At 73.0% G+C, this 26,939-nt stretch carries 25 protein-coding genes; 4 read left to right on the top strand and 21 right to left on the bottom strand.

The window, feature by feature from the left end:
- Positions 1–28 precede the first annotated feature (28 nt).
- The 4 genes from rad50 to NAF06_RS04650 all read right to left on the bottom strand — a co-directional run bounded on the left by rad50 (position 29) and on the right by NAF06_RS04650 (position 4,823).
- A complete protein-coding gene (gene rad50, locus NAF06_RS04665) occupies positions 29–2,722 on the bottom strand; it encodes a DNA double-strand break repair ATPase Rad50 (protein WP_008582641.1) in 2,694 nt (897 codons plus the stop codon).
- Positions 2,719–4,071: a DNA double-strand break repair protein Mre11 gene (gene mre11, locus NAF06_RS04660; RefSeq protein WP_008582638.1), complete on the bottom strand. Its 1,353-nt coding sequence runs from the start codon at positions 4,069–4,071 to the stop codon at positions 2,719–2,721. Before mre11 ends, rad50 begins: the two co-directional genes overlap by 4 nt.
- Complete coding sequence (locus NAF06_RS04655; RefSeq protein WP_008582637.1) at positions 4,068–4,439, bottom strand: DUF7966 family protein; 372 nt, start codon at positions 4,437–4,439, stop codon at positions 4,068–4,070. The genes mre11 and NAF06_RS04655 overlap by 4 nt, the downstream gene beginning before the upstream one ends.
- Positions 4,440–4,559: 120 nt before the next feature.
- Positions 4,560–4,823, bottom strand: a complete 264-nt coding sequence (locus NAF06_RS04650; protein WP_008582636.1) for a helix-turn-helix domain-containing protein — start codon at positions 4,821–4,823, stop codon at positions 4,560–4,562.
- Positions 4,824–5,018: 195 nt separating this feature from the next.
- Between NAF06_RS04650 and pan1 the strand changes: the two genes are divergently transcribed.
- The gene (gene pan1, locus NAF06_RS04645) at positions 5,019–6,236 is read left to right on the top strand and encodes a proteasome-activating nucleotidase Pan1 (RefSeq protein WP_008582635.1); all 1,218 of its coding nucleotides are present in this window, start codon (positions 5,019–5,021) and stop codon (positions 6,234–6,236) included.
- Between the two features lie 66 nt (positions 6,237–6,302).
- On the opposite strand, the gene NAF06_RS15465 is transcribed toward pan1, so the two are convergent.
- From NAF06_RS15465 to NAF06_RS04590, 12 genes are all read right to left on the bottom strand, one after another.
- A complete protein-coding gene (locus NAF06_RS15465) occupies positions 6,303–6,434 on the bottom strand; it encodes a hypothetical protein (RefSeq protein ID WP_008582634.1) in 132 nt (43 codons plus the stop codon).
- 37 nt (positions 6,435–6,471) lie between these two features.
- Positions 6,472–7,647 (bottom strand): DHH family phosphoesterase, encoded by a 1,176-nt coding sequence (locus NAF06_RS04640; protein WP_008582633.1) that lies wholly within the window; start codon positions 7,645–7,647, stop codon positions 6,472–6,474.
- 123 nt (positions 7,648–7,770) lie between these two features.
- Positions 7,771–8,673, bottom strand: a complete 903-nt coding sequence (locus NAF06_RS04635) for an NAD-dependent epimerase/dehydratase family protein (RefSeq protein WP_008582632.1) — start codon at positions 8,671–8,673, stop codon at positions 7,771–7,773.
- Positions 8,670–9,122, bottom strand: coding sequence for a DUF5791 family protein (locus tag NAF06_RS04630; RefSeq protein ID WP_008582631.1), 453 nt, complete (start codon positions 9,120–9,122; stop codon positions 8,670–8,672). The genes NAF06_RS04635 and NAF06_RS04630 overlap by 4 nt, the downstream gene beginning before the upstream one ends.
- Positions 9,123–9,212: 90 nt before the next feature.
- Positions 9,213–12,449 carry a DUF7286 family protein gene (locus NAF06_RS04625; protein ID WP_008582630.1) on the bottom strand — a complete coding sequence of 1,079 codons (3,237 nt, stop codon included), beginning with the start codon at positions 12,447–12,449 and terminating at the stop codon, positions 9,213–9,215.
- Positions 12,443–13,084, bottom strand: coding sequence for a DUF7284 family protein (locus NAF06_RS04620; protein WP_008582629.1), 642 nt, complete (start codon positions 13,082–13,084; stop codon positions 12,443–12,445). Before NAF06_RS04620 ends, NAF06_RS04625 begins: the two co-directional genes overlap by 7 nt.
- On the bottom strand, positions 13,075–13,536 hold the full coding sequence (locus NAF06_RS04615) for a DUF7285 family protein (RefSeq protein WP_008582619.1): 462 nt from the start codon (positions 13,534–13,536) through the stop codon (positions 13,075–13,077). Before NAF06_RS04615 ends, NAF06_RS04620 begins: the two co-directional genes overlap by 10 nt.
- A gap of 6 nt (positions 13,537–13,542) precedes the next feature.
- Entirely contained in the window at positions 13,543–14,037 is a 495-nt protein-coding gene (locus tag NAF06_RS04610) for a DUF7283 family protein (protein ID WP_008582618.1), read from the bottom strand.
- Between the two features lie 84 nt (positions 14,038–14,121).
- Positions 14,122–15,915: a hypothetical protein gene (locus NAF06_RS04605; protein ID WP_008582617.1), complete on the bottom strand. Its 1,794-nt coding sequence runs from the start codon at positions 15,913–15,915 to the stop codon at positions 14,122–14,124.
- Positions 15,912–17,891 carry an ATPase, T2SS/T4P/T4SS family gene (locus NAF06_RS04600; protein ID WP_008582616.1) on the bottom strand — a complete coding sequence of 660 codons (1,980 nt, stop codon included), beginning with the start codon at positions 17,889–17,891 and terminating at the stop codon, positions 15,912–15,914. The genes NAF06_RS04605 and NAF06_RS04600 overlap by 4 nt, the downstream gene beginning before the upstream one ends.
- 74 nt (positions 17,892–17,965) lie before the next feature.
- On the bottom strand, positions 17,966–18,430 hold the full coding sequence (locus NAF06_RS04595; RefSeq protein ID WP_008582615.1) for a DUF7311 family protein: 465 nt from the start codon (positions 18,428–18,430) through the stop codon (positions 17,966–17,968).
- A 7-nt stretch (positions 18,431–18,437) separates the two neighbouring features.
- A complete protein-coding gene (locus NAF06_RS04590; protein WP_008582614.1) occupies positions 18,438–18,992 on the bottom strand; it encodes a DUF7310 family coiled-coil domain-containing protein in 555 nt (184 codons plus the stop codon).
- Positions 18,993–19,066: 74 nt separating this feature from the next.
- On the opposite strand from NAF06_RS04590, the gene NAF06_RS04585 reads away from it, so the two are divergent.
- The gene (locus tag NAF06_RS04585; RefSeq protein WP_008582603.1) at positions 19,067–20,146 is read left to right on the top strand and encodes a tubulin/FtsZ family protein; all 1,080 of its coding nucleotides are present in this window, start codon (positions 19,067–19,069) and stop codon (positions 20,144–20,146) included.
- Positions 20,147–20,246: 100 nt separating this feature from the next.
- Positions 20,247–20,945, top strand: a complete 699-nt coding sequence (locus tag NAF06_RS04580; RefSeq protein ID WP_008582602.1) for a phosphoglycerol geranylgeranyltransferase — start codon at positions 20,247–20,249, stop codon at positions 20,943–20,945.
- Between the two features lie 30 nt (positions 20,946–20,975).
- On the opposite strand, the gene NAF06_RS04575 is transcribed toward NAF06_RS04580, so the two are convergent.
- A complete protein-coding gene (locus tag NAF06_RS04575; protein WP_008582601.1) occupies positions 20,976–21,341 on the bottom strand; it encodes a hypothetical protein in 366 nt (121 codons plus the stop codon).
- A 105-nt stretch (positions 21,342–21,446) separates the two neighbouring features.
- Positions 21,447–22,094: a riboflavin synthase gene (locus NAF06_RS04570; RefSeq protein ID WP_008582600.1), complete on the bottom strand. Its 648-nt coding sequence runs from the start codon at positions 22,092–22,094 to the stop codon at positions 21,447–21,449.
- 130 nt (positions 22,095–22,224) lie between these two features.
- On the opposite strand from NAF06_RS04570, the gene NAF06_RS04565 reads away from it, so the two are divergent.
- Complete coding sequence (locus NAF06_RS04565) at positions 22,225–22,500, top strand: DUF7533 family protein (protein ID WP_008582599.1); 276 nt, start codon at positions 22,225–22,227, stop codon at positions 22,498–22,500.
- A gap of 24 nt (positions 22,501–22,524) precedes the next feature.
- Here NAF06_RS04565 and NAF06_RS04560 read toward each other — a convergent pair whose 3' ends face one another.
- The 3 genes from NAF06_RS04560 to NAF06_RS04550 are packed head-to-tail and all read right to left on the bottom strand — an operon-like array spanning position 22,525 to position 26,831.
- Complete coding sequence (locus NAF06_RS04560; RefSeq protein ID WP_008582598.1) at positions 22,525–23,544, bottom strand: BGTF surface domain-containing protein; 1,020 nt, start codon at positions 23,542–23,544, stop codon at positions 22,525–22,527.
- A 60-nt stretch (positions 23,545–23,604) separates the two neighbouring features.
- Entirely contained in the window at positions 23,605–24,990 is a 1,386-nt protein-coding gene (locus NAF06_RS04555; protein WP_008582597.1) for a M24 family metallopeptidase, read from the bottom strand.
- Positions 24,987–26,831, bottom strand: a complete 1,845-nt coding sequence (locus NAF06_RS04550; RefSeq protein WP_008582596.1) for a UvrD-helicase domain-containing protein — start codon at positions 26,829–26,831, stop codon at positions 24,987–24,989. The genes NAF06_RS04555 and NAF06_RS04550 overlap by 4 nt, the downstream gene beginning before the upstream one ends.
- Positions 26,832–26,939 lie beyond the last annotated feature (108 nt).

Raw genomic sequence — 26,939 nt, 5'->3', positions numbered from 1 at the left:
GGATCGTCCCGTCCGCCGCGACGCCCGCTCAGTCGTCGGCGAGTTCCGCAACGCCGAGCTCCGCCGCGTCCTCCCGGCGGACCGTCGAGCGGTTCGAGCGCGGGTCCTTCTCGACGGTGACCAGCTCGTCGGCCGCGCCAACCAGCTCGTCGTCGTGGCTCACGATGACGATCTGCGCCACGCCGAAGCCGCGCATCTCCTCGACGAGCCGGACGAGCCGCGAGACGTGGCCGGAGTCGAGGAAGACGGTCGGCTCGTCGAGGATGAGGGGTGGGGTCGGTGCCGCGCCCTCGATGCCCTCCGAGAGCAGCCGGTAGATCGCACAGCGCAGCGAGAGGTTGAACAGGGCGCGCTCGCCGCCGGAGAGCTGTTCCGGGTCAAGCGGCTCGCCGTCTTTCTGGTAGACGGTGAGGACGTACTCGCCGTCGAGCTCGATGTGCGAGTAGGCGTCGTTGCCGTACACCAGTTCGAACGTCTCGTTCAGGGTGCGCTCCAGTTCGGTGACGTTGCGCTGGCGGAGCTCCGCGCGCAGGTCGCCGTACATCGACTCCAGTTCGCTCGTCTCGTCGTGGAGGGCTTCGAGCGCCGCGACGCGGTCGGCGAACGCCTCGCGCTCCTCGCGGAGCTCCGACAGCTCTCGGAGCTCGCCCTTCACGCCGCCGATCGCGTTCTGGAGTTCGGTCCGTCGCTCGCCGAGGCGGTCGAGTTCTTCGCCGACCTCTTCGAGGTACCGTTCGGCGTCCTGCTTCCGCTCTCTCGCCGTCTCCACCGCGGACTCGTCGACCGCGTCCGCGAGCTCGTCGCGGCGCTCGCGCTTGTCCGCGAGCCGGTCGCGCCGCTCGTCGTTCACCTCCTTCAGGTTCTCGCGCTTCTCGCGTCGGCGTTCGATCTCGTCTTCCGCGTCGGCGATCGCTCCGAGCCGCTCCTCGGTCGTGGTCACCGCCTCGCGGGCGTCGTCGACCGCCGACAGCGACGCCTCCAGCTCCTCGACCCGCTCCGCGGCCGCCTCGGCCTCCTCGCGCTTCTCCGCGGCGACCTCGCGGGTCTCCTCGGCCTCCTCGCGGAGACCGACGGCGCGCTCGCGCTTCTCCGCCGCCGCCTCGCGTTTCCGCTCCGCCTCCTCGCGCTTCTCCGCCGCCCGGTCGCCGAGGGTCTCGACCGCCTCGTCGATCTCGTCGAGCCGGTCCGCGGCGCTCGCCAGTTCGTCGAGCTCCGCGATCCGCTCGTCGAGGGACGCCTCGCGCTCGCGGGCGTCTTCCAGTTCCGACTCCAGCCCCGCGACGCGCTCGCGGTCCTCGTCGATCCCGCTCGCGTGCGGCGAGTCCTCGACCGGCTGCCCGCACTCGGGGCACTTCCCCGCGGCGAGCAGCTCCTCGGCCTCCTCGACGCGCTCGCGGGCGTTCTTCAGCTCCGTCGACAGTTCGGCGACCCGCTCGCGGACCTCCCCGCGCTCGTCGCGCAGCGACTCCCGCTCCTCCTCGACGCCGTCGCGATCGACGTCGGCGTCGGCGGCCGCGAACCGCTCGCGCAACGCCTCCGCCTCCTGGGTGAGTTCCTCGATCGACGACTCCCGCTCGTCGGCCGCCTCGTCGGCCGCCTCGGCCTCGTCCGCGAGGCCGTCGGCCTCCGACTCGACCTCGTCGGCCCGCTCGACGCGGTCGTCGGCCTTCCCCGCGAGGTTCGTCGCCTGATTCCGGAGCGCCTCGGCGTTCACCCGCTCCTCGTCGAGGTCGTCGCGGATCTCGGCCTCCCGATCGTCGAGTTCGGCGCGCCGCTCCCCGATCGCCGCCTCGCTCGCCGCGTCGAGTCCGGCGTCGTCGAGTTGCCCGTCGATCGCGGTCTCGATCTCCTCGATCCGCTCGCGGGTCTCGCGGATCGCGTCCCGGTGGTCGTCGCGCTCGCGCTCGGCGCTCCGGATCGACGCCTCGATCTCGTCGATCTCGGCCTCGACCGCCTCCAGTTTCTCGCGTTTCTCGGCGTACGTCGACAGCGTCTCCGCGGCGGCCTCGCGCGTCTCCCTCGCCTGCTCCCGCTGGGTCTCGTAGCGCTCGATCTCCGCCGTGACCTCGCCGAGTTCCCCCTCGAGTTCGTTGAGCCGCCCGTGGAGATCCCGGTCCTCCTTCGCGGCGATCTGCTCGTCGAGCTGGTCGAGCCGCCCGCGCCGGTTCTCCAGCACGTCCTCGACGCCGAGCCGAGCGTCCCCGGCGCGCTCGCGGTACTCCTCTAGCTTCCCCAGTTGGAGCAGGTCGTCGATCGTGTCTTGCCGCTCGCGCGGCGTGGCGTTGATCAGCTTGTTCACCTCCCCCTGCCGGACGTACGCGCAGTTGACGAACGCCTCGGCGTCCATCCGCAGCAGCTCCGTGACGAACTCGCGGACCGCTCGCGCGCCGTCGCGGGTCACGTCGCTCCCGTCGGTCGATTCGAGCGTACACTTGTGATCGATCCGGCCGTCGTAGGCCTTGAGACGTCGCTCGACGCGGTAGGAGACGCCGTCGTGGGTGAACCACAGTTCGACTTCGGTCTCCTCCTCGCCGTTCGTGATGACGTCTTCGAGGGTGCCGTCGAGCGCCTTCGAGCCGTACAGCGCGAAGAAGCAGCCCTCCAACAGCGAGGATTTCCCGCTGCCGTTGAGCCCGTGGATGACGGTGACGCCCTCGGTCAGTCGCAGGTCGGCGTCGCCGTACGGCTTGAAGTTGACGAGACGGACGCGGTCGAACTTCACAGGTAGTCCTCCATTGAGACCTGTCCGTCGGTCGACGCCGGGTCAGGGGCCGACTCGTCGGCGTCCGGTTCGTCCGAGGCGTCGCTCTCGTCGGGTCCGTCGTCGCCGTCGGCTTCCCGCTCGGCTTCGTCGCCGTCGGCTTCCCGCTCGGCTTCGTCGCCGTCGGCTTCCTGCTCCCCTCCACCGACCTCGTCGGTCTCGGCGTCCGGATCGACTGGGTCGAACGCGCCGAGGCCGTCATCCTCGTCGAGCCGCTCCTCGACCCGTCGTTTCACCGTTTCGCGGACGTTGGCGTCGCTGACGGTGTCCGAGCGGACCGCCGACTCCACGTCGCGCGCGGCGGTCGAGAGCGACAGTTCGTCCAACCGGTCGCGGACGGCGTCTTCGGGGTCCGCGAAGCTCACGTCGACCTCGCCGTCGGCCTCGACGTCGCGTCGGTCCGCGACGCGGGCGATCAGCGCGCCCTCCTCGGTCGCGAACTCCTCGACGGCCGCCGGCGTGACCGGGTCGCCCTCGCCGGTGATCTCGACGTGGACGACCGCGTCCGCGAGGTCGTACTCGCGAACGCGCTCGCGGACCCGAGACTCGCCTTCCCCCTCGCGGAGTTCGACGGAGACGAAGACGAACGGCCGCGTGTCGAGCGCGCGACGCCGGATCTCGACGATGTCGTCGCCGCCGGCCGCGTCCGGGTCGAAGACGACGAGGTTGTAGCCGCGCCCCTCGCGCTCGTCAGCGCTCGCGCGCTCGGTCGATCCCGGGTACGTGACCCACGTGTCGGCGACCTCGGCGGTGTCCGGCGTGTGGTTGTCGCCGAGCAGCATGGCGTCGAAGTCCACGTCGCTCTCGGTCAGCACGGTCTCGGTGTCCCAGTCGGCGTAGCCGAACGGCTCGAAGAGGCCGTGCGCGACGAGGGCGGCGTACTCGGCGTCGTGGTCGCCGAACGCGTAGTCGAGGTCGTCGCGCCGCGAGACGGGGACGTGGTCGAGTCCGTAGAAGGCGGTGTCGCCCACGACGACCGGCTCGTCGCCCAGCCGGGTCGCGAGGCCGAGGCGCTCGAAGAGGTCGAGCCACTGGCCGCCTCTGGTCGACTCGTGGTTGCCGACGACCGCGAGGAAGGGGACCCCGGCGTCGTCGAGCCGGCGGAGGACGGAGATGGTCCCCATCAGGTCGCGGAGCTCCGGTCGGCGGTCGTGGAAGAGGTCGCCCGCGTGGACGACGGCGTCGACGCCGTCGTCGACCGCGTCGTCGACCACGGCCTCGAACGCGTCGAGGAAGTCCTGCCGTCTGACCGGCGAGTGGTACTGCGAGTACCCGATGTGGGTGTCGCCGGTGTGGATCACCCGTGTCATCTGTCCGCGTCTTGGCCGGTGTCCGGCTTAGGGATTCCGGGGCCGGGGCGGAAGTGGTCGTCGGCGTCGACCGCGACCCCTCCGTCGCCGGTTCCCTCCGCTCCCGCGGCGGCCCGCCGGAACTCCCGGTATGCGTCGAGCGCCGCTCGCCCCCGTTCGGCGGCGTCGGCGTCGCCCGCGCGCTCGGCGGCGTCGACCGCGTCCGCGAGCCGGTCGAGACCGCCGGCGTCGACGAACCCCGCCGCGCGCCGCAGGTCGGTTCGCGCGGCGTCGGCCTCCTCGATCACGGCGATGTACGGTCGCCTCGCGGTGTCTGTGCGGGTCGCGAGCGCGGCCAACGCGCGCTTGACGGCGGTAGTCGAGACCACGGGGCGACTGGCGCGGTATCGGTCATAAACCGTCACTCCTCCCGTCGGCCGGCGGGCGAGGCTCGGCCGATCGGTCCCCTCACGGCCCGTCGGATCCGCCGGCCAGCGCGGCCCGTCGGATCAGACGGAGAGCGAGTACAGCCGCTTGCGCGCGTCGGTGAACGAGAATCGAGAGTCGACGACGCCCTCGTCTTCGAGCCGCGACAGCGCGTACCGGACGGTCCGCGGCGGGAGCAGCGTCTCCTCCGCCAGTTCGCTCTGGGTGAGCGTGTCGTTGTAGTCCAGCACCTTCGCGACTAACTTCGCGCTCGGCGGCAGGTCGCGAACGGCGGCCCAGCGGTCCGCGGCTCCGTCGTCGGCGGTGACGGCATCGGTCGTGCTCATACGTGGTTCGATCGTTGGGATGCTGTATGATAATATTTACTATCCATTTTAATTACTATGAAGCATTAAATGCGGTTGGGAGGACGGAGGCATCGGCGGTGTGCTCCGCCGCAGTCCGCCGTCGACGCCGGCGAGGCGGACCGTGTCGTTCCCCCACCCGAAGCCTCTTATCCGCGAGACGCCTTCATAAACACAATGAGCGACACGGTCGATGACGTCGACATGCCCTACGACGAGGGCTCGGCGTCGAAACAGGAGAAGATCGACTCCTTACAGGAGCGGCTCGACGTCTTAGAGTCGCAAAACGAGGAGATGCGCGACAAGCTTCTCGACGCCAACGCGGAGAACAACAAGTACCAGCAGAAGCTCGAACGGCTCACCCACGAGAACAAGAAGCTGAAACAGTCCCCGCTGTTCGTGGCGACGGTCCAGGAGATAACGCCCGACGGCGCGGTGATCAAACAGCACGGGAACAACCAGGAGGCGCTCACCGAGATCACCGACGAGCTGCGCGAGAAGCTCGACCCCGACGACCGCGTCGCGGTCAACAACTCGCTGTCGGTGGTCAAGAAGTTAGAGAAGGAGACCGACGTCCGCGCCCGCGTGATGCAGGTCGAGCACTCCCCGGACGTCACCTACGCCGACATCGGCGGCCTCGAAGACCAGATGCAGGAGGTCCGCGAGACCGTCGAGATGCCCCTCGAACACCCCGACATGTTCGAGGACGTCGGCATCCAGCCCCCGAGCGGCGTGCTGCTGTACGGCCCGCCCGGGACGGGCAAGACGATGCTCGCGAAGGCGGTCGCCAACGAGACGGACGCGACGTTCATCAAGATGGCCGGCTCGGAGCTGGTCCACAAGTTCATCGGGGAGGGCGCGAAGCTCGTCCGCGACCTGTTCGAGGTCGCGCGCGAGAACCAGCCCGCGGTCCTCTTCATCGACGAGATCGACGCGATCGCCTCGAAGCGGACGGACTCGAAGACCTCGGGCGACGCCGAGGTCCAGCGGACGATGATGCAGCTGCTCTCGGAGATGGACGGCTTCGACGAGCGCGGCGAGGTCCGAATCATCGCCGCGACCAACCGCTTCGACATGCTCGACCCCGCCATCCTCCGGCCGGGCCGCTTCGACCGCCTCATCGAGGTGCCCAAGCCGGAGACCGCGGGCCGCGAGATCATCTTCCAGATCCACACGCGCAACATGAACCTCGCCGACGGGGTCGACTTCGCGGAACTCGCCGAGCTGACCCCCGACGCCTCCGGGGCCGACATCAAGGCGATCTGTACGGAGGCCGGGATGTTCGCCATCCGCGACGACCGCACGGAGGTCACGCTCGACGACTTCCTCGAAGCTCACGAGAAGCTCCAGCAGGACGAAGATTCGAACGCCGACGACTCGCTGGCGTTCGCCTGATCGGGCCGGCCGGGCGCTCTCGACACCGTCTCCCTTTCTCACGCCGTTTCGTCCCGAGAGCTTCCGCTACAGCGCCGCGACCGCCAGGTACGGCGCGACGAAGAACAGGAGGAACACCAGCCCGACCGCGAGCGCGTAGCCGGCCCCCACGCCGACGAGCGCCAGCCAGCCGTCGTCGACCGCGTCAGGGATGCTCATACCGCATTCTCCGCGGCCCGGGACTTATAATCCGCGCTCACACGTCGCCCGCCATCGCCCGGAACAGGCCGTCGGCGAGCGCGTCGCGGTCGACGGTCGTCGACTCGCCCTCTCCCGTGGGATCAATCTCCGGTTCGATCGTTCCGCCGCCCATCCGGGAGTGTCCGCCCCCGTTCCCGTTGTCGACGTCGTCCAACACCGCCGCTATCGCGTTGCCCATGTGGACCCTGTCGTCGCGCGACCGCCCCGAGAGGTGGACGGTCCCGTCCCGCTCGCCGATCACCACGACCGCGCTGACCCCCTCCAGCTGGATCAGCTCGTCCGCGGCCTGCGGGATCGCGTCGACGTTGTTCACGCCGCCGACGTCGGCGACCCCGAACGACCCCTCGACGCGCCGCCCCGCGATGGCGCGGGCCTTCACCTCCAGCACCTCCGCGTCGACCGCGGGGTTCGCGATGCGGTCGAGCCGGTCCTGGTCGACGCCGGGGTAGAGGTACGCGGCCGCCGCGAAGTCCGGCTCGCTGGCCCCGACGGTGAGGTGTTTCGTGTCGGACAGTATCCCGTACAGTAGTCCCGTCGCGGTGTCGGTCGACAGCGTCAGGTCGCTCGCCGTCTCGCTCGCGTGTTTGTCGGGCGGCACGGGGACCGCGTCGTTGTCCTGAAAGTACTCGGCGACGACCGACGCGCTCGCGCCGTAGTCGGTCCGCACGTCGGTGAACGACTCGCCCGCGCCGTCGCCCGGGTGGTGGTCGACGACCGCGATCGGCAACACGCCGTCGGCCCCGGCGAACCCCCGCGGCTCGTTGTGATCGACTAAGACGACCGACTCTGCCGCGAGGTCGCTCACGTGTTCGATCGGCTCCAGTTCGAGGTCGAGGACGGTCCGGAACGCGCGGTTCTCCTGATGACGGATCTGTCCGGGGTACTGGACGGTCGCGTCGACGTCGACCTGGTCGGCGAGGGACGCCACCCCGACGGCGGCCGACATCGCGTCGGGGTCCGGGTTCGGGTGCATCAGCACCGTGATCTCCTCCTCGTCGGCCAACAGCCGTCGGAACCTGACCCCGGGCGTCCGACGGGCGCGGAACACGACGACGGCGACCGCGACGGCGACCAGGGCGACGATCGCCAGCCCGACGGCGATCTCCGGGTTCTCCCGGAGCACGGCTTCCGCCCGCGAGAACCCGTCACCGGCCGCGCTCATCGCTCGCATGGGTTGTAGCCACTCGCCCCCCACACATGAACCTTCGTTGCCGTTCCGACGGACTGGAAGCGACGGAACCGAACGCGATCGCGGGACTCAGGGACCGCGCGGTTCCCGACCCGCGGAGTCGCGCTACTCGGTTGCCGCCCGGTACGCGCGCACGGCCTCCCGGTACCCTGACCGGAACGTCGGGTGGACGAACTCGTAACCGAGGTCGCGGAGCAGCCCGTTCGAACACCGCTTGCTCGTCCGAATCCGGCGCTCCGCGGCCGCGGAGAGGTCCCCGGCCGCGATCCGCTCGTCCTTCGACAGCTTCTCCGGGCGCGCCACGCCGCAGGCGTCCGCGAGCCAGTCGGCGAACGCGTGTTTGTCCACCGGTTCGTCGTCGACGACGAGGACGGCCCGGTCGCGCGCGCGGTCCGTCTCCAACAGGTGCCGGATCGACCCCGCCGCGTCGTCGCGGTGGACCATGTTCAGGTAGCCGGCGGTCACCGGCCCCTCCACGTACCGTTCCAGCCTGTACCGGTCCGGGCCGTACAGCCCCGCGAACCGAACCACGGTCCCGTCGATCCCCGCGTCTCCGGCGCGCTCCGTCGCGATCCGCTCGGCCTCGGCGAGGACGCGGGTCTTCTCCGTGGTGGGCTCGACCGGCGTCTCCTCGTCGACCCACCCGCCGTCGTGGTCGCCGTACACGCCGGTCGAGGAGGTGTACACCAGCCTGTCCGGCGGGGACGCCCGCGAGCCGTACTCGTCGACGACGTTCGCCAGCCCGTCGACGTACACGTCCCGCGCCGCGTCCGCGCCGCGACCGCCGGAACTGGCCGCGAAGACGACCGCGTCCGCGTCCGGCAGGGCGGCCAGCGACTCCGGCTCGGTCGCGTCCGCGCGGACGGCCTCGACGTCGGGGCTGACGGCAGAGACCGCGTCGAGCCCGCCGTCGGACCGCCGGACGCCGGTCACCGCGTGGCCGCGGGCGTCGAGCTGCCCCGCCAGCGCCAGCCCGACGTAGCCGCAGCCGACGACGACGACCCTCATGGCTTCCGGCGCTCGATGACCGCGAGGATCTCCGCGAGCTGTCCGAGCGTCATCGCGGTCCGCCCCTCCAGCGCCTGCTGGACCTCCTGTCCAGTGAGGTCGGCGTCGATCTTCGCGGCGATCGCGTCGACGTCGAGGACGGCGGTCGCCATCCCCATCAGCAGGTGGTCGCGGACCTCCGCGACCGTCGCGTCGGCGTCGCGGTCCGAGTCGGCCGCCGCGAGGACGGCCGCGGCGTCAGCGACCGACATCCCGTCGACCTCTCCGTCGCGGGCGGCGGTCGCGTCCGCCTCGCTCAGCCCGGCCTCGCCGACGAGCCGGTCGACCTCCACGTTCGCCGCCGCCTCCGTCACCATCGCCTCGAACGCGTCGAGCAGGTCCGCCGCCGCCGGCTCGTCGGCGTCGACGGCATCGAACCCGGACCCGTCCTCGACGACCTCGTAGAACATGGTCCCACTCCGGCGCGGCGTCTCAAAACGCCTGCGGTCGGACGCGTTCCGGCCGTTCCGCGTCCCGACTTTCCGGTCACACTCCGCCGCTCACCCCTCCGTGCACTCGTCAGCTTCCGACGTCGACGCGGTCAGCGGCCCCGGACACGGCCAGCCGCCGGACGCCTCCTCGCGCGTGCCGTCGACGTCGCCGACGCCCGGCGGGCCCGCGGGGACGGCCACGGCGACGACCGTGCGCGTCTCGAACGCGACGGGTTCCGTGGTGCCGAGCGCGACGGACTCGCCGCCCACGTCGACCCGGACCACGCCCGCCTCTCTGACGTACTCGAACGGACGCCCGGGCGTGCCGACGTCCGCCCGGAGCGCGAACCGCGGGTACTCGCCTCGTACCTGAACGTTCCACGCGTTGACCGTCGCCACCCAGTACCCGGGGACCGGCGTGACCGGCAGCCCCGCCCCGACGGTCCGAACGGGCTTCGGAACCCGCTCGTCCGGCACCGACCCCACTCCCTCCTTCGCGCGGGCCTCGATCGCCGATTCGACCTCGCCCCGTCGGATCTCCCGGGACGCGGCCGTGGTCGCGTCGACGAAGCGGACGGGGATCCGGACCGCGTCGCGTCCCGCCGCACTTCGCGTCTCCACGCGGAGGTGCGCCGCGAGTCCGATCCGCTCCGCCTTCGACAGCGATCCGACCCTGGCCGCCTCCCTCGCGACCCGGTCCGGGTACTCGCCCTCGCCGACCGCGACCGCACGCTCCCCGACCGAGTCGTACTCCGAGGCGGCGCGCTCCAGCACGGTCCGCCGCTGTTCGCGCGAGAGGCCTGTCCGCTCGGCGAGCCGGGCCGCCAGCGTCTCGTCGACGCGCCGAAGCGAGTCGTCGATCCGCCCGGCGAGCGCGCGCCGGTCCGCGCGCAGGTCGTCGTCGTCGGCCGCGGCGAGCGCCTCGTCCGCGGCGAGGAGCGACCGTCCGGCGACGTCGGGGCGGACCGTGTCGTCGGTGCCGAGGATCCGGTCGGCGATCCCGCCGGAGACGTCGCTGTACGGGAGCGTGACGTAGTTCACGTTCCGCGTCGCGAGCGGCCGCGTCGTCGTGCCATCGACGCCCTCGACGCGTTCGCCGTCGACCGCCGTCCGCGGGAGGTATCCGGGCGATCCCTCCGGCGCGAACGTGACCTCGCCGCCCGGCCCCCCGTCGCCGACAGCGTAGGTCCCAGGGTCGCGGGCGGCCTCGCGGCTGGCGATCACCTCGCCCACCGGCGGGCCGCCGAACGCGTCGTTCACCCGGTCTAGCACGCCGTCAGCCGCCTCCTCTCTGTCCTCGGCGGCCGCCTCCAACTCCTCGATCACGGCGTCGAGGTACGCGGCGCGGGCGGCGACCCGACCCCGGTCGACCGCCCCGTCGTACCGCGACGGCGCGTCCCGGAGCGCGTCGCGCCGCTCGCGCACGGTCGCGGCGAGGTCCCGATACGGGGTCGACTCGCCGACCGCGGCGTCGGTCATCGACGCCTCGGCCTCCAGGTCGCGGACGCGCTCCGACAGCGACGAGACGTCGGTCGCGATCCGGTCGAGGTCCGCGTCGGACCGGTCGCCGTACACGACCGCCGCTCGCCTCTCGTCCCCGTCCTCGACGGCGTCGCGCGCGAACCGATCGACGCCGCCGGCCGTCTCGACGTTCAACTCCGCGGCCGCGGCCGCCGGGGTGTCTGCGAGGTCCGGCCCGTCGACGTCGCGGCCGCCGCCGAACGTCGCCGTCGGCCTGTCGGGCGCGCCGTCCCGCGGCGCGTACGTCCCGGTCAGCGAGACCCGGACGCGGTACCGGTCCGTCGCCTCGTCGCGGGTCACGGTCCGGTCGACGCTCACGTTCCGGACCGTCCCGTTCGGTCCGCGCTCGACGACCCGGCGCTCCCACGTCGCCGTCGCCGTCCGCTCGACGACGACCTCCCGGGTCGCCTCCCCGAACGACACCGACTCGCCGGCCGACACCGTCTCGCGGTCGGCCTCCGGTTCGAGACCGCTGCCGTCCCCGACGCGGACCCGCTCCGTCTCGGTCGTATCGACCCGCCGCCAGGGTTCGTCGCGAAGCGAGCCCGGGCGCGCCGGCGTCACCGGTCCCCCGTCGCGGATCCGCGTCGCCTCCGTCTCCGCGCTCGCCTCGACGCGGTGGCTCCGCCGCACGATCCCGTCGAGGTCGTCGTGGATCCGGGTCGCGGCGCGGTCGGCCGCGTGGCCGACTTCGACCGACGCGCTCCGGTCCGCCGGCTCCGCCGACCGCTCGAACGCTGCGTCCTCGCTCGGGTTCCGATCCCCGTCTGCCGCCGCATCCGCCCCGTCCGCCGCCGCATCCGCCCCGTCGCTTCCCCTCGTCGGCGTCGGGGTTCCGAGGACGGCGTCCGTCCAGGAGGCCTCGTGGACGCCGGTCGGCGACAGCAGGTCCGTCACGCCGGTCCGGGCGGTCGCGCGGGCGACGCCGCCGCGCGCGTCGGGGTCGCTGGCACCGAACACGTCGCGCTGGACGCGGACGATCCCGGCGTTCGTCGCCAGCTCGACGTGGCGGTTCGCGACGACGTTCTCGACGGGCGCGCCGGCGTACTGCCCGTATCCGCGCGCCCACGCCATCGCGTAGAGGCTCGCCGTGAGCTGTCGACCGAGCCCCGCCCCCTCGACGGGGCCGCGGTCGAGGCGCGTCTCGAACCGCTCCGTCCGCTCGTGAGCGGCCAACGTCGGCACGGCGACCGTGACGGTCCGCGGCCGCGTCCGGTTCACGACGGTCCGGCCGTCCCGGGTCGCGGTCGTCTCGACGCCCCCGAAGATCACCCGCGTCGCGGTCCCGTTCGCGACCGGTTCGACTCGGACGCGCTCCCGAGCGGCGACGAGGTCGTCGGCCGACTCGACCGCCGGCAGCGAGGCGTCCGCCTCGACCCCGCCGACATCGCTCTCGACCGCGTCCAGCGCCTCCATTCCGGCGATCGCGAGTCGGATCCGGAACGCGTCCTCGAAGGCCGAGCGCTCCCGAACCGCCAGAGACGCCGGTCCCGATCCGTCCGGCGCGCGCGTCACGGGCTCCGCCGCCGCGTCGTGGGCGGCCTCCCGGGCCGCGCTTCTGAGCGCGGCGGTGGCGTCGGCGTCGACCCGCTCGACGGCGCGCTCGACGCGGCGGTCCTCGCCGACCAGCCCCTGATCGGCGAGTCCGGCGGCGTACGCCGAACTCGTCACGAGCAGCAGCACGCCGACCAGTGCGAAGGGCACCCGTGCCCGCTCGTCGACGACGAACGTCCGCGGGCGTCGCCAGCGCGACCGATCGGCGCGGTGGCTCCCCACGCTCACCACCTCCGAACGACGATCCGAACGACGCCTTCTGACGACCGGACTCCGTTCCGATCCCGGCCGACATCGGTCGGGATCGGCTGTCTGACGACGGCGAGAGTGACGTCCGCGTTCCGCGGCGGCTCGGGGCCGACGGCGACCGCGTCCGAGCGCTCGTTCGACCTCCCCTCCGAGGCCCGTCCGTCGATCGCCCATCCCGGCACCGCGGTGTCGGCAATCGGACGCGGGAACGACCGCCGCTCGACCCACGCGGGACGGAACGCGTCGCCCGGTGAGAGCGCGGGAGGGCCGCCCGCGTCCCGCTCGCTGCCCCTCTCCACCGTCACGTCTACCCGCGCCCGCGGACCGAGCCCCGCGCGAACGGTCTCGGTGACTCGCCGGTCGAACGCGTCCTCCGCGTCCCGCTCGGCGACCAACGCGAGTAGTTCCGCGCGGGTCGCGTGGACGCGTCGCGTTCCGTTCGGCGCGTCGGAATCGGCGTACGTCACGCTCGCGGTCTCGGTGACCAGCCGGTCCGCCGCGTCGCTCGCGCCCGGGCCGCCGGGGCCGCCGGCGTCGCTCGCCCCGAGCGCGACGACGCTCGCGGAGACGCAGAGCAGCAGCACGGTCACGTCGAGAACGGTGCTGGTCACCGCCACACCACCGCCCGGAGCGTTCCGCGGACGTTCCTCCCGGGCCCCACTCGGACGGTCACCCGCCGCTCCGCGACCGCGACCGCTCCGGGAGACCGGACTCCCGGCGGTCCCGGTGCGTCGGGGCCCGACGCGGCCAGCCAGCGCTCGCCGTCCGCCTCCAGTTCGACCGCGGTCGCCGTCCCCGGGGCCTCGACCCGTCGCAACCGGTCGGGGTCGACGACGCCGCCGACGGTCGCCGCGCGCTCGACGCGGTCGAGCGCCGCGTCCGCGGACTGCCGGGACCGATCGGGCGCGGCGTCGTCGAGCGCCCCGGCGTACAGCCCCAGGGCGAGCCCGACGACGACCACCGCGACGAGCGCGGCGACCGGTTCGACGGCCGCTCGGTCGGCGGCGGAGAACGGGGCGGTCGGTCTGTCGGTGCCCTCCGACGCGCTCGGGAGACGGTCTCGGAACACGCGGGATCACCCGACGAGCGTGACGCGGACCTCACCGTAGTGGACCCGTCGGACCGTGATCCGGTCCGGAGCCGGGACCCATCCCGGGTCGGTCGCTCGCGCGCGTTCGGCCGCCGCCGCGAACGCCGCCGGATCGTCGAACGCGGCGTCGGGGGGAACGCCGTCGAGCACGCGACGGAGTCGCGCGTCCGTCGTCGCGTTCGCGGTCGCTCCCGGCCGTACCACCGGCGTGATCCGCGGGGCGTCGAGCGTCGCCCGCGCCGTTCCTCGGTCGTCGCCGAGCGAGACGGAGTCGTCCGTGAGCCGGAGCCGGTCTGCCGCGATCCCGTGCTCGGCCGTCGCGGGGTACTCTCCGTCGGCCACCGAGTCGACCGTGCGCGCGACGCCGCCGGCGTCGGGCGGCGGCGAGGCGGGGAACGCCGCGGCCACACCGGCGGTCGCGACGCTCACGACGGCCAGGCCGAGCCACGCGTACGTGGCGTCGAGGTGCGTCTCGAACATGGGGCGGCTGGCCGCGGCTTCGCATATAAATGATCGCCGGACACGCGTGCGTTCCGCCGTCGTCCCGGCCTCGGCGTCTCCCGCTCAAAACAGGAGTCCGGCACCGGCGAACGCGACGAGGAACGTCGCGGTGGCGGTCGGCAGCGCGATCCCGACCCGGTAGGCCACGAGCGTCCGGTCGAACCCGCGCTCCAACCCGGTCGCCAGCCCGGTGAGCAGCGCGGCGAGCAGCAGCACGTACGTTCCCACGATCCGGCCGAGGACCGGGACCGACAGCGTCCCTCCGCCCGTCGCGCCGCCTCCGCTCGCCGCCGTCCCGGCTCCCGTCGCCGCCGCTCCGCCGGACGCGCTCAGACCGCCGCCGAGGGCGTCCGCGCCGGCCGCCGCGCCGGCACCGAGACTGCCCACGGCGGCGGCGTCGATCCCGGTCGCGAGCGCGACGGTCGCTCCGCCGACGAGCGGCGCGAACACCGCTGCCGTGTTCGAGAGCGTCCCGGTCACGGTCGCCAGCTGACGGCGGGCGTCGCGTTCGAGGTCCCGGAGCGACTCCAGCTGGTCCGCGAGTTCCAACAGAACGTCGCCGGCGGGGCGGCCCTCCCGCGCGGCGACGGCGAGCAACGCAATCGCACCGCGGAGCCTCGGCGACGGGATCGTCGCCGCCGGCCCGCCTCGTCCGAGAAACGCCTCCCGGACGCCGACCCGCAGGGTGTCGCTGCGTCGTCCGGCGCGCTCGAACACGCCGCCGGTCGCGCCGTCGAGCCGCTCCCCGGCGTTCGCGACCGCGGTCTCGACGGCGACGCCCTCGGCCACGTCGCCGCCGATCACGGTCATCGCGTCCGGGAGACCGCGTTCGATCTCGCGGACGTCCGACAGCACCGCCCGGCGGGGCTGTGCGAGGGCGAAGAGCGCGGACCCGACCCCGACGCCGACCCCGGCGACCGGCCACGCCCACGGCGCGACCGCGCGCGCGGCGACGACGGCCGCCACAGCGCCGAGGGCGCAGCCGACGAGAACCGCGCGGCCCCGCCGGTTCGGAACGTCGGGGTGGTCGCGGCCGATCCGCGGCGGCGGGAACGCGACGGGTCGACGCGAGAGCAGCCACGCCGAGGCGGCCATCAGCCCGCCGGGGAGCGCGACGAGGTACAGACCGGCGACGATCCCGGGTCCGACGGCGACGCCGGCGGCAGCGCCGGCCGGCAGCAGCGCGATAAGCGCCAGCGGCAGCAGCACCCCGAAGGCGTACAGCGCGGAGACGGGCCCCCGAACCGCCCCGACGAACTCCGCGAGCCGGTCCGTCGTCCCCGAGAGCGTCGCGTCGAGCGCGCGGTCAAGACACCGCCCGCGGCGCTCCGGCGGCGCGGTCGCCGCGGTTCGGACGAGCGCCGCGGCACGGTCGATCGCCGGGAACCAGGGCCGCCACTCCCGGGCGAACGCCTGAAGGCCGCTCGTCGGTCCGTCGGCGCTCCCGCGCTCGTGCCGAGACAGCGCCGCGGCCAGCGGCCCGTCGCCGGTCCGGGCGGCGAACTCCACCGCGCGCTCCGTCGAGGGGTCGAGCCGCATTCGCAACACCAGCCGTCCGACGAGGCCCGGCGCAGCGCCGAGCGCGCGCGTCCGCCGGAGCGACGCGAGCCATACCGGCGCTCGGTGGACCGCGTGAATCCCGCCGACGGCGGCGGCCAGCCCCGCCGGTCCGGCCGCGACCGCGCCGGCGACGACCCCCCCGACGACCGTGACGACGAGGCCGACGGCGACCCCGACCCGGTACCCGAGGTCGACGACGCGCGCCGCGGTGACGTCCCACCCGAGGAACGCGATCGCCCGCCGGAGCTCCGCCGACGCGGCCGAGTCGTCCGCGGCCCCCGACCCACTCTCGGTCATTCGTCCCCTCCGTAGGGCCTCCCGGTCGCGCCGTCGACCGCGTCGTCACGGGCGTATCGCCTCGGCGCGGTTCGCCCCGCTCGAACCGCCTCGCGAATCCGGTCCGTCCGGCGGTCGACGGCCTCCAGAACCGACGCGTACGACTCGTCCGATCCGGCCAGCCCGTCTATCAGCCGGCTTTCGCCGCGGTCGATCCGCCCGGTCCCGACGAGTCCTCGATCGGTCCGCTCGAACAGCGGGTCGAAGCTCACGCCGCCGTCGCGGTCGCCGACCTCGACGATCGACTCGACGCGGTGGGAGTCGAGGACGGCGATCAGGTCGGTCGCGGCGAACGACGAGCGGGCGACGCCGAGGTCGGTGACGACGCGCTCCTCGACCGCTTCCGGGTCCTCGCCGTGGATCGTTCCGAGCACCGTCTCCCCGGCGGCACCCACGCGCATCGCCTCGTACAGCGCCCGCGCCTCCTCGCCGCGGACCTCGCCGACGGCGATCGCGCCGCCGCCCATGCGGAGCGCCGTCCGAACCGCGTCCGCCGGAGCGAGCTCCGCGCCGTCCCCGACGCGGAGGCGCTGGACGTCCCGCCCCCCGTCGGCGAGCGCCCCGACGGGGAGTTCCGGCGTGTCCTCGATCGCGATCGCCCGCGTCTCCGCGGGGAGCTCCCACAGCAGCGACCCGAGCGCGGTCGTCTTCCCGGCCGCCCGTCCGCCGGCGATCAGGCCTGTCACGCCGCGCTCGACGGCGACCGACAACAGCCCGGCCGCCGCGGGCGTGAGCGTGTCGGCAGACACGAGCCGGGCGAGCGTCCACGCCTCCGGGTCGCCGCGCCGAAAGGTGAAGGACAGTCCGTCGCTGGCCGGGTCCGTGGCCGCGGCGACCCTGACCCGCCCGGTCTCCGACTCGATCGTCGCGTCGAGGGTCGGCGTCGCCCGCGAGAAGGCGCGGCCGCTCGCCCGCCGGAGCCGCGACGCCAGCGTGGCGGCCCCCTCCGGCGGGAGTCGCACGTTCGTCCGGCACCGGTCGCCGTCGAGGACCACCCGGAGCGGATTCTCGGCGACCGGCGCGGTCACCGTCGCGTCGCTCACCCGCTCGTCGGCGAAGACGTGTTCGAACGCGCCGTAGCCGTGCGTGTGTCGCCGCAGTATCTCCGTGAGGTCCGCGACCGGGGCGTCGCCGTCCGCGGCCCCCCGCACCGCCCGCCCTGGTGCCCTGTCCCCGCCGGCGGGGTCGTCGAGCAGCCGGTCCCGCGCGGCGGCCAGCGTGGCAACGTCGTCGGCGTCCAGGTCGACGGTCGGGGGCGTGAGGTGATAGGTGTCGAGCGCGTCGTCGCCCTCGTAGCGTCGGATCGTCGCCCCGGTCGGGACGGTCCACCTGTCGACCAGCGTCGCGCCCGGCGGCGGCGCGGCCGCGACGCGCGCGGTCGCGGCCGTCGGTCCGACGTGCGCGCGGAGGACGTTCTCTAGGCGGGGACCCTCGCCGGACTCGACGGCATCTCCCGCGAGCGCCTCGGCCGCCGCCGACAGCCCCGTCTCGGCCGCGATCCGCTTCGCGGCCCCCGCGCGCCCCGCCGCCTCCCTCGCCGCGCCGAGCGGGTCCCGGGCCACGCGGTCGGCGAGCCGCTCCTCGTGGAACCCGATCCGCTCCCGGAACCGTCCCGCCGCGACCAAGAGATCCGCCGCAGCGTCCGCGTAGGACCGTTCTCGTCCCCGAAAACGGGTCCGTATCACGTCGGCGTCGCGGTCGGTCAGCGCCTCGACGACGGCCGCGAGACAGGCCGGACTCGCGGCCAGGTCGCCTCGCCCGGGACAGTCGTCCGCATCGACGTCGAGGACCACCCGGTCCTTCACGCCCGTCCCGACCGGTTCGCGAAACGTCGGCTCGCAGCGACACTCGTCGGCGTCCTCGTCGACCCACGGAAGCGCCCGCAGCGGCGTCTCTCCGGCAGCGTCGGCGACCCGCGCGGTGAGGCCGAAGTTCATGCCGGGCGTGGCCGCGGCATCACTTATAAACGATCGCTCGCCCCGTCGCCCGGCCCCCGCTTCCGCGCGCCGCCTCAACCGATCCGATCGACCCGGACGGTCGGCCCGTCGTCGTCGACGTAGCGGAGGCGAACGCGGCTCGTTCCGCCCGGCCGGAGTTCGATCGGCGCGTCGACGAGGTGGACGGCCGCCGGGACGGGGCCCGTCCCGATCCGGAACGCGCGCTCCGGCCCGCCGTCGACCCGATACGCGAGCGCGACGCCGTCGGGTCGGTCCGCCGGCTCGACGAGCGCGACCCGGTCGAGGTCCGCCGCGGCGAACCCGCTCGGCGCGCGGACGAGCACGGTCGTCCGCGCCGCGGTCGCGGGGTCGCTCACGGGCGTCGACCCGGCGACCACGTCGCCGAGCGCGCGCTCCAGCCGATCGGCCTCCGTACCGATCCGCTCCGCCGTCGTCGCGGTCCTGGCCGTCTCGACCGCGGGCATCGACGCGGCTAGCAGCGCGACCGCAACGAGGACGGTGAGCACCACGCGGATCACGGCTCGGTCACAGCGACTCCCGGAGTCGGCTCAGCGCGTCCTCCGCCCACGCGCCGCCGTCCCCGCCGCCGTCGCCCCCGCTTCCGCCGCGGCTGTCTCGCCCGTCGCTGCGGCCGGCTCCGTCGTCGCCGTTGCCCCGGTCTCCCGACGAGGGGCGGTCGTCCGGGAGCGCGGCGTCCAGCGCGCTCTCGGAGGGCACGGCCCCGTCCGCGTCGTCCCCGCGTTCCGCCGCCGTCGCCCGCGACAGCGCGAGGTCGGCCCGGCGCTCCACCTCGCGGTTGACGGCCCTGACCGACCCGACGTACCCGCGGACCGCCTGCGTCGCCGCCTCCAGCTCCGCGACGCGCTCCTCGAGGTCGTCGAGCCGCGATTCGAGGCGCTCGCGCTCGGCGGTCGCCGTCGCGCCGTCGGCGACATCTGCCGGGCGCGCGTCGTTCCCGGTCACCGCGCGCTCGACGGCGCGGAGCCGGGACTCGATCCGATCGTCCGGGGCGCTCGCTCCCGCCGAAGCCGATTCCGTTCCCGCCGTGGGGGAGGCGGCGTCCCCTGCGTGATCCGTCATGCGGCCGGTTGGCCGCGCTTTCGTTCTTAAACGTCGGGGAAACAGTATTATCGCGGGGAACGGTACGTTGGGACATGAAAGCAGTCCTCCTCGGCGTCGGACAGGCGGGTGGCAAACTTACGACCGCCCTCGCCGAGTTCGACGCCGACGCCGGCTACGGCGCGGTCCTCGACGCGCTCGCCGTCAACACCGCTGCCGCCGACCTCGATCCCCTCCCGCTCGAAACGGTCCTCGTCGGCCAGTCGCGCGTCAACGGCCACGGCGTCGGCGGCGACAACGAACTCGGCGCGGAGGTGATGGATGAGGACGCCGTCGAGGTGCTCGACGCGCTCGCGCCGAAGGTCACCGCGGAGGCGGAGGCCGTGTTCGTCGCCGCCGGCCTCGGTGGCGGGACGGGGTCGGGCGGCGCGCCGGTCCTCGTCCGGGAGCTGAACCGGGTGTACGACGTCCCCGTCTACGCGATCGGAATCCTCCCGGGCCGCGACGAGGGGACGATGTACCAGGTGAACGCCGGGCGGTCGCTGAAGACGCTGGTCCGCGAGGCGGACGCGACGATCCTGCTCGACAACGACGCGTGGCGGTCTGCTGGCGAGTCCGTCGAGGGCGGCTACGAGGCGATCAACGCCTCGATGGCGAAGCGGATCGGGCTCCTCCTCGCCGCCGGCGAGGCGGTCGAGGGGGTCGCGGAGTCCGTCGTCGACACCAGCGAGGTGATAAACACCCTCCGCGCGGGCGGGATGGCGGCGGTCGGCTTCGCGTCCGCGCCCGCGGCCGAGGACCCGCAGGAGAACGTCACCACCGTGACGAGCGCGGTGCGCAGCGCGGTGATGACCGGACTCTCCCTGCCGAGCGCAACCGACGCCGACGCCGCGCTCGTCGCGGTCGCCGGCGACCCGGACCGTATCTCGCGGAAGGGCGCGGAGAAGGCCCGCAAGTGGCTCCAAGAGGAGACCGGGTCGATGCAGGTACGGGGCGGCGACTTCCCGCTCGACTCCGACCGGATCGCGGCCCTCGTCCTCCTCGCTGGCGTCGAGCGGTCTCAGCGCGTCGAGGCGTTCTTAGAGCGCGCCCGGCAGGCGGTCCGCGACGAGCGCGAGGAGAAGCCGGACCCCGCGGCCGCGTTCGAGAACGACGAGATAGACGACCTGCTGTGATGTCGCGCCGCGGACGGTGGACTCGTCCGTCGTCGAGCGCGTTCCGGCCGGCGAGACAGGTTCCGCACCTTTTTGTTCACGCCCGGTGGAGTCTCGCCCGATGACCAACCCGTGGGACGACTGGGACCACGTGCTGAAGGTCGACCCCGACAAGGACCTCCGGCCGGGCGAGACCTTCGAGGACGTCTGCCGGACCGGGACGGACGCGATCGAGATCGGCGGGACCCTCGACGTCACCGCGGAGAAGATGAGCCGCGTCGTCGACGCCGCCGCGGAGTACGACGTGCCGCTGTACCAGGAGCCGTCGAACCCGGGCGTCGTGATCGACTCGCCCGCCCTCGACGGCTACCTGATCCCGACCGTGTTCAACGCGGGCGGCCCCTTCTGGATCACCGGCGCGCACAAGGAGTGGGTCCGCATCGACGACCTCGACTGGAGCCGGACCCACACCGAGGCGTACATCGTGCTGAACCCCGACGCGTCGGTCGCCCAGCTGACCGAGGCCGACTGCGACCTCACCGCCGACGACGTGGGGGCGTACGCGAAGGTCGCAGAGCGCATGTTCGGCCAGGAGATCGTCTACGTCGAGTACTCCGGCACGTTCGGGGACACGGAGAAGGTCGCGGCCGCCGGCGACGCGCTTGACGACGCCACCCTCTTCTACGGCGGCGGCATCCACGACTACGAGTCGGCCAACGAGATGGCCGCCCACAGCGACGTGATCGTCGTCGGCGACCTGCTCCACGACGAGGGCGTCGACGCCGTCCGCGAGACGGTGAAGGGCGCGAAGGACGCCTGAACGACAGCGCCCGCCCCGCCGTCCGACGACCTACTCCTCGGTCCCGGCGTCTTCGGTGACCCCCGGTTCGACCGGGACGATCTCCGTGTCAGGAGCGCCGAGCGGACTGTCGGGTCCCGTGAGCCACGCGGAGAGGTAGACCGCGCAGGCCGCGACCACCGCGACGGGCAACTGGAAGGTGAACGCGCCGTAGAGGACCGTCACGACGATGGTCCCCCGAGCGAGCGTCCGCCGGCCCGTGCCGTCGCGATACACGAGCGCCGCGACGACGAGCGCCGACAGCCCGACGCCCAAGCCCGGGAGGAACTGCCGTTGAAGGACGAACGCGTACAGCGGGACCACGACGCCGATCGCGGCCAGTGCCGCCACGAGACCGGTGTGTTCGTTGGAGGGCATCCGTCGACCGACTCGCCCATCACGCACTTAAATCACGTCCTCCGGGACCCGCGACGGGCCGAACCGCTGTCCAGAGGGACGGCGGGCGGCCGCCCGCCGCGGCGCTCAGTCGTCCGCGCCGACCATGTTCTCGACGTACTTCGCGATCACGTCCACTTCGAGGTGGACCGGGTCCCCGACCGATTTCTCGGAGAGCGTCGTCAGCCCGTACGTCGTCGGGATGACCGCGACGTCGAACTCGCCGTCGCGCTTCTCGGCGACGGTCAGCGAGATCCCGTCGAGCGTTACCGACCCCTTGTCGACGAGGTAGTCGCCGTGCCCCTCGGGGATCGCGAACGTGAACCGCCAGTCCTCGCCGACGCGCTCGATCCCCGTCACCTCCGCGACGGTGTCGACGTGGCCCTGAACGACGTGGCCGTCGAACCGGCCGTCGGCGGGCATCGCGCGCTCGACGTTGACCGCGTCGCCCTCGCGCACGTCGCCGAGGTACGTCTTCGCGACCGTCTCGCTCGCGAGGAACACCTCGAACCAGCCGGATTCCCCGCCGCTGGTCGGGTCGTCGTCGCCGGGCGCGCCGTCGCCGACGCCGAACTCCTCGACGGTCAGACAGACGCCGCTCACGCTTATCGACTGGCCGTGGCGGAGGTCGTCGAACCCCTCGACGCCGTCGACCCCGACCCGAAGCCGGAGGCCGTCGTCGGTCTCGTTCCGCGCGCGGACCGCGCCGGTGCCCTCGACGATGCCGGTGAACATACCGGAACTGGGGGCGGGCGACGGATATCGGTTCTGGGTCCGCCCGCCGAGAGACCGGTCTCCCGACGCGACGAGACCGCCCGCCCCGCCGTCGCGTTCCTTTTGGCCCCCGGCGGCCAACGAGGCGTCAATGCGACTCGGACTGCTGGACATGATCGGGTTGGCGGCGTCGCTCGTGTTCGCGCTGCCGCTCGCGAACTACGCCGTCGTCCGGCTGTTCGCGGGAGAGGTCGCGCTCGGCGCGGGGCTGCTTGTCGTCGCCGTCGCGATGGTCGTCCTCCCGCAGTACTTCCTCGACCCGGCGCGGATCCTCCGGCGGCTCCTCGCCGGGCTGTTGCCCCGGCAGCTCCGGAGCGGGGACGAGCCCGCCGCGGCGGACTCCGAGGGTGACTCCGCGGAGCGCTGACCCCGGCGACCGCCGCGACCGCCGTCAGGTCCGCCGCCGGGCGACGAACGAGGCGAGCAGGAGCGCGAGGCCGGCTGCGACGACACCGAATCCGGGGGACTCGACCCCCGAGGCGTCGCCGCTCCGCTCGACGCCGACCCCCTCGTCGACCACCAGCACGTCGAACTCGTTCAGTCGGTCGGCTTCCTCGTCCATGACGCGGAGCGTCGCGCGGTCGCCGTGCGTCGCTCGGCTCAGGTCGAACGTCGCATTCGCCGACCCGCCCTCGACGGTCGTCTCCTCGGTCATAACGAAGGGAGTGCTCGCGTTCCCGGCCGATCGGAGCCGCAGATCGACGGTCTCGCCGTCGCCGAGGGACACCGGAACGGAGACCTCGGCCTCGGCCGGTTCGACGACGACGTCGGCCGCCTCGACGTCGGAGTCGGTGACGGTCCTCGGCTCGGCCGACCGCTCGCTCTCGGTGCCGTCGCCGCTCTCCCCGTCCGCGTCGCTTTCGGCCTCTTCGCCGCCGTCGTCGGTCTCATTACCGACGTCGACGACGAGCGTTCCGATGTCGGTGACTTCGTCGTCACCGTCGGCGAACAGTTCGACGTCGTATTCGGCAGGATCGATCGGTTCGCCGAGGGCCGTCTCGCGGTCGACGTCGACCTCCGCTTCGCCCTCGGCGGCCAGGGGCGTCCCGCCTCCGCCGGTCTCGCCGTGGTCGAAGACGAGCGTCGTGACGCCGCCGTCGCTCGGCGTCACCGTCGCGCGGAGGACGTATCCGGCCGCCTCCTCGTCGCCGATCGCGATCTCGAACGGGTCGGCACCGTCGGTCCGAACGTCGATCTGGGCGGTCCCGTTCTCGCTCACGGTGGCGATACCCGTCTCCAACTCGGCGGACCCGTCGGCGGCGACCGCTCCGGCCCCGACGAGCGACAGTCCGGCGACCGCCACCGCGGCCGCGAGGAGCGCCGCGCCGACCGGGAGTGCCTTCGCCTCGATGCGTCCGAGCGGCCCGACCTCGTCGGCCGCGCCGCCTCCGTCGGAGGGCTCTGACGACATACAATTCGACGGTCGAACGGTGTACAAAAACCGTTCCGGTGGCTCAAACGGCGGTCGTAGCTACCCGCGGTCGCCGCGCGCGGTCGGCACGATACCGAACGGGTACTCGGCGAGCACCTCGTACCCGTCGTCGGTGACGAGGATCAGATCCTCCAGCCTGACGCCCCCCACTTCGGGGTCGTACACGCCGGGTTCGACGGTGACGACGTGGCCCGGACGCAGCTCGCCGGCCCCCGACAGCGACGGCGACTCGTGGAGGCTTACCCCGACCCCGTGGCCGGTGCCGTGCGTGAAGCCCGCCTCGTCCTCGTCCGCGTTCGGGTCGAAGCCGTAGGCGGTGAGCTCCGCGGCCGCCTCGCCGTGGACGGTCTTGGCCGGGACGCCCGGCTCCACCTCGTCGAGCGCGGCCTCGCGGGCGGCCTCGACCGCGACGTACGCGCGCCGCTCCCACCCCCCGTCGCCGTCGACGACGAACGTCCGCGTGGCGTCGCCGTAGTAGCCGGCCGGACCGCGCGGGGAGACGTCCAGCAACACCGTCTCGCCGGGACGGATCGGGTCGTCGCCGACGTAGTGGAGGTCGGCCGCCGAGGGGCCGGCTCCGATCACCGTGTTGCCGGCGTCGCGGACGCCCCCCGCGGCGAGGACCCGGTTCACCTCGCGGCGGAGCCGCTCCGTGGTCAGCGGTTCGCCCTGCCAGCGGAGCGGCGGTCGACGGTCGCCGCCGGCGGGGTCGGCGTCCGCTCCGCCGTCGACGACCTCGCTCTCCGCGAGCACCGCCTCGGCCCGGGCGATCCCGTCGAGCGTCGCGCGCTGGACGCGTCGGATCCGATCGACCTCCGCCGGCGTCTTGCGCGCTCTGACGGTCTCGACCGCGTCCGTCGACGACAGGTCGTTGCCCGCGCGTTCGAGGTACACCGCGGCGTCGTGCGCTATCGACGCCGGGGTGAGGACGGTCCGATTCCCGGCTTCGGTCTCGCTTCCTCCACCGTTCTCCGCTCCGCCGACGATGTCCTCGACGACCGCGGCCGCGCGCTCGCCGGCGTGGTCGCCGAGCCCCTCGGTCCTGACCTCGCGGCCGACCCCGTCGTGGAACCGCGCGCCGCCGCCCGCCGCCGTGTCCGCGTCCGGATCGCGCGCGGCGTCGACGAACTCTCGCTCCGCCTGCTCGCGGAACAGCGCGGGGGCACAGAGGACGGCCCGGCCGACGCGCTCGGCCGCCTCGTCGCCGCTCGGCACCACGACCAGCGCGTACGGTCGGTCCGGACCGGAAAAGCGCGTGAGGTAGCGTAGGCCGTCGTCGAAGCGGTCGCCGACGGCGACGAACGCGCTCGCGCCGGCCGCGCGGACCGCCTCGACGACGGGAGCGAGGTCGGTCCGCAGCGGTCGGAGCCCTCCGGCGGATTCCGCGGGAGCGTGGCGGTCCGACTCCGGGCGGTCCCCGCTCACGGCTCCGGTTCGGGGACCGCCAGCTCCGCCTGAACCTCCTCGACGAGCTCCTGTGCCGGCTCCTCGCGGAGCTCGTCGAACAGCAGGACGCTTATCGGGAGCGTCGGCGCGCCGCTGATCAGGCTCTCCATGATCACGAGCCGCTCGCGGGCGCGGGACATCCCGACGTAGAAGACGCGGCGCTCGTTGTCGGTGAGCAGGGGAACGGGGCTGGTCGACTTGGTGAACTCCTCGACGCCGTCGACGTCCGTCGGGTCGTCGATGGAGGCGGCCATCTGCTCGACCACCTTCTCGGTGAGGTCGGTGCCGACGAACACGTGGTCGGCCTCGCGGCCCTTCGCGGAGTGGATGGTGCCGACGCGGACGCGGGTCGGGTCCATCCCCTGATACTCGCCGTCGAAGTACGCGCCCATCGACTTCCGCTGGAAGCTCGTCACCTTCCGGACCATGTCGTCGGCGCTCGCGGCGTCCGGCATGAACGGGATGTACTCGTCGAGCGTGTCGGCCGAGACGTCGATCAGGGAGACGTCGTCGGCGTCGGCCGCCTCCTCGCGGTCGTCGAGGTAGTCGTAGAACTCCTCGCGGTCGTGGGTCCCGAACGCGGACTCCTGGAGCATGTCGGCAAGCCGCCGGGCCTCCAGCCCGTTGACCGGGTCGCCCGCCTCGGCCTTCTCGACGGCGCTGACGTAGTCTTGGACCCTGTCGGTCCACATCCGCCCGTCAGTGAGCATCGAGAAGGGGATCCCGTGGTCGATGAACTCGTCGATGAAGTCGAACATCTGGTAGCGGGCGCGGAACAGACACATCACGTCGCCCTCGTCGTCCTCGACGGTGTACCGGACGTTGCGGACGAGCTCGATCATCGACGGCGACTCGATCGCCTCGACGGTCCCGCCCTCCTTGCGCGGGTGGAGGTCCTTCTCCTGCCGCTTGTCGATGTGGCGGATCTCCGCGTTGACGACGTTGAGGATCTCCGAGGGGAGCCGGTAGGAGTTCGGGAGCACCACGTCCTCGTCGACGTCGGTGTCGAGGAGGAGGTCGGGGTCGGCTCCCTGCCACGCGTAGACGACCTGGTCGTCGTCGCCGGCGATGAGCACCTTCTCCATGTGGGGCCGCCACTCCTCGAAGACGTTGTACTGGAGCGTCGTGATGTCCTGGAACTCGTCGATGATCAGGTAATCGACGTTCGGGACGAGCGAGCGCTGCGCGACCCGTTCGAGCATGTCAGCGAAGCCGACGAGGTCGTTGTCGCCCTTGTACGCGCGCCACGCCCGAATCGTCTCCGGGATGTCGATCCGCTCATCGTCGGAGGGCCACGTCGGGGTGTACTTGTTGCCCTCCTGGGCGTTCGGGTCCTCCTCGGGCGGGAGCCGGACCTCCTCGACGTTCCACTGGAAGGGCACGTCGTACCAGTCGGCCACGTCGCGCTCGGTGCGTTGGAGCCACTGGGAGGTGGCGATGATCTTGTTCCCGATGGTCGTCGACCGCGCGGTCCGGCGGCCCGCGCCGCCGTTCTGGTCCTCGAACTCGATGCCGTACTCCTCGCAGAACGCCTCCTTGTCGTCCTCGCCGACCACGTCGCCCCGCGAGAGGTCGAGCAGCTCGTACGCCTTCGCGTGCATCGTGCTCACGTTCCCCTGGAGGCTGCGCGGCGAGATGTCGAGCCGCTCGGCGAGCCGCTCTCGGATCTCGGCGGCGGCCGCGCGCGTGTACGAGACGACCAGCACGTCCCGGACGTCGGCGTCCTCGGTCTCCAGTATCTCCTCGACGCGGTCCAAGAGCGCGGTCGTCTTCCCGCTGCCCGGCCCCCCAAACAGCCGCGTCACCGTGGTATCGGTCATTGTTACGTCCAGATTCCGGTTCTCCTTAAACGCCGTGGCTCGCCCGCCGCCGAGGCGCGTCTCGGTTCGACCGCGGCGGACCGGCGCGCCGTCGCGCGGCCGTCGCCA

It is taken from the genome of Halorubrum hochsteinianum (genome assembly GCF_023702125.1).
Classification (GTDB): domain Archaea; phylum Halobacteriota; class Halobacteria; order Halobacteriales; family Haloferacaceae; genus Halorubrum; species Halorubrum hochsteinianum.
This window is presented reverse-complemented; position numbering and strand designations above follow the sequence as displayed.

What these genes read in the sequence shown, in the direction of transcription:
- NAF06_RS04630 (WP_008582631.1), bottom strand. Translation starts at nt 9,122, where the DNA reads ATGTTCTACGAGGTCGTCGAGGACGGGTCCGGGTTCGATGCCGTCGAC.
- NAF06_RS04590 (WP_008582614.1), bottom strand. Translation starts at nt 18,992, where the DNA reads ATGACGGATCACGCAGGGGACGCCGCCTCCCCCACGGCGGGAACGGAA.
- NAF06_RS04550 (WP_008582596.1), bottom strand. Translation starts at nt 26,831, where the DNA reads ATGACCGATACCACGGTGACGCGGCTGTTTGGGGGGCCGGGCAGCGGG.
- NAF06_RS04565 (WP_008582599.1), top strand. Translation starts at nt 22,225, where the DNA reads ATGCGACTCGGACTGCTGGACATGATCGGGTTGGCGGCGTCGCTCGTG.
- NAF06_RS04600 (WP_008582616.1), bottom strand. Translation starts at nt 17,891, where the DNA reads ATGAACTTCGGCCTCACCGCGCGGGTCGCCGACGCTGCCGGAGAGACG.
- NAF06_RS15465 (WP_008582634.1), bottom strand. Translation starts at nt 6,434, where the DNA reads ATGAGCATCCCTGACGCGGTCGACGACGGCTGGCTGGCGCTCGTCGGC.
- NAF06_RS04560 (WP_008582598.1), bottom strand. Translation starts at nt 23,544, where the DNA reads ATGTCGTCAGAGCCCTCCGACGGAGGCGGCGCGGCCGACGAGGTCGGG.
- NAF06_RS04650 (WP_008582636.1), bottom strand. Translation starts at nt 4,823, where the DNA reads ATGAGCACGACCGATGCCGTCACCGCCGACGACGGAGCCGCGGACCGC.
- NAF06_RS04580 (WP_008582602.1), top strand. Translation starts at nt 20,247, where the DNA reads ATGACCAACCCGTGGGACGACTGGGACCACGTGCTGAAGGTCGACCCC.
- mre11 (WP_008582638.1), bottom strand. Translation starts at nt 4,071, where the DNA reads ATGACACGGGTGATCCACACCGGCGACACCCACATCGGGTACTCGCAG.
- NAF06_RS04610 (WP_008582618.1), bottom strand. Translation starts at nt 14,037, where the DNA reads ATGTTCGAGACGCACCTCGACGCCACGTACGCGTGGCTCGGCCTGGCC.
- NAF06_RS04570 (WP_008582600.1), bottom strand. Translation starts at nt 22,094, where the DNA reads ATGTTCACCGGCATCGTCGAGGGCACCGGCGCGGTCCGCGCGCGGAAC.
- NAF06_RS04575 (WP_008582601.1), bottom strand. Translation starts at nt 21,341, where the DNA reads ATGCCCTCCAACGAACACACCGGTCTCGTGGCGGCACTGGCCGCGATC.
- NAF06_RS04605 (WP_008582617.1), bottom strand. Translation starts at nt 15,915, where the DNA reads ATGACCGAGAGTGGGTCGGGGGCCGCGGACGACTCGGCCGCGTCGGCG.
- NAF06_RS04585 (WP_008582603.1), top strand. Translation starts at nt 19,067, where the DNA reads ATGAAAGCAGTCCTCCTCGGCGTCGGACAGGCGGGTGGCAAACTTACG.
- NAF06_RS04635 (WP_008582632.1), bottom strand. Translation starts at nt 8,673, where the DNA reads ATGAGGGTCGTCGTCGTCGGCTGCGGCTACGTCGGGCTGGCGCTGGCG.
- NAF06_RS04640 (WP_008582633.1), bottom strand. Translation starts at nt 7,647, where the DNA reads ATGCGAGCGATGAGCGCGGCCGGTGACGGGTTCTCGCGGGCGGAAGCC.
- pan1 (WP_008582635.1), top strand. Translation starts at nt 5,019, where the DNA reads ATGAGCGACACGGTCGATGACGTCGACATGCCCTACGACGAGGGCTCG.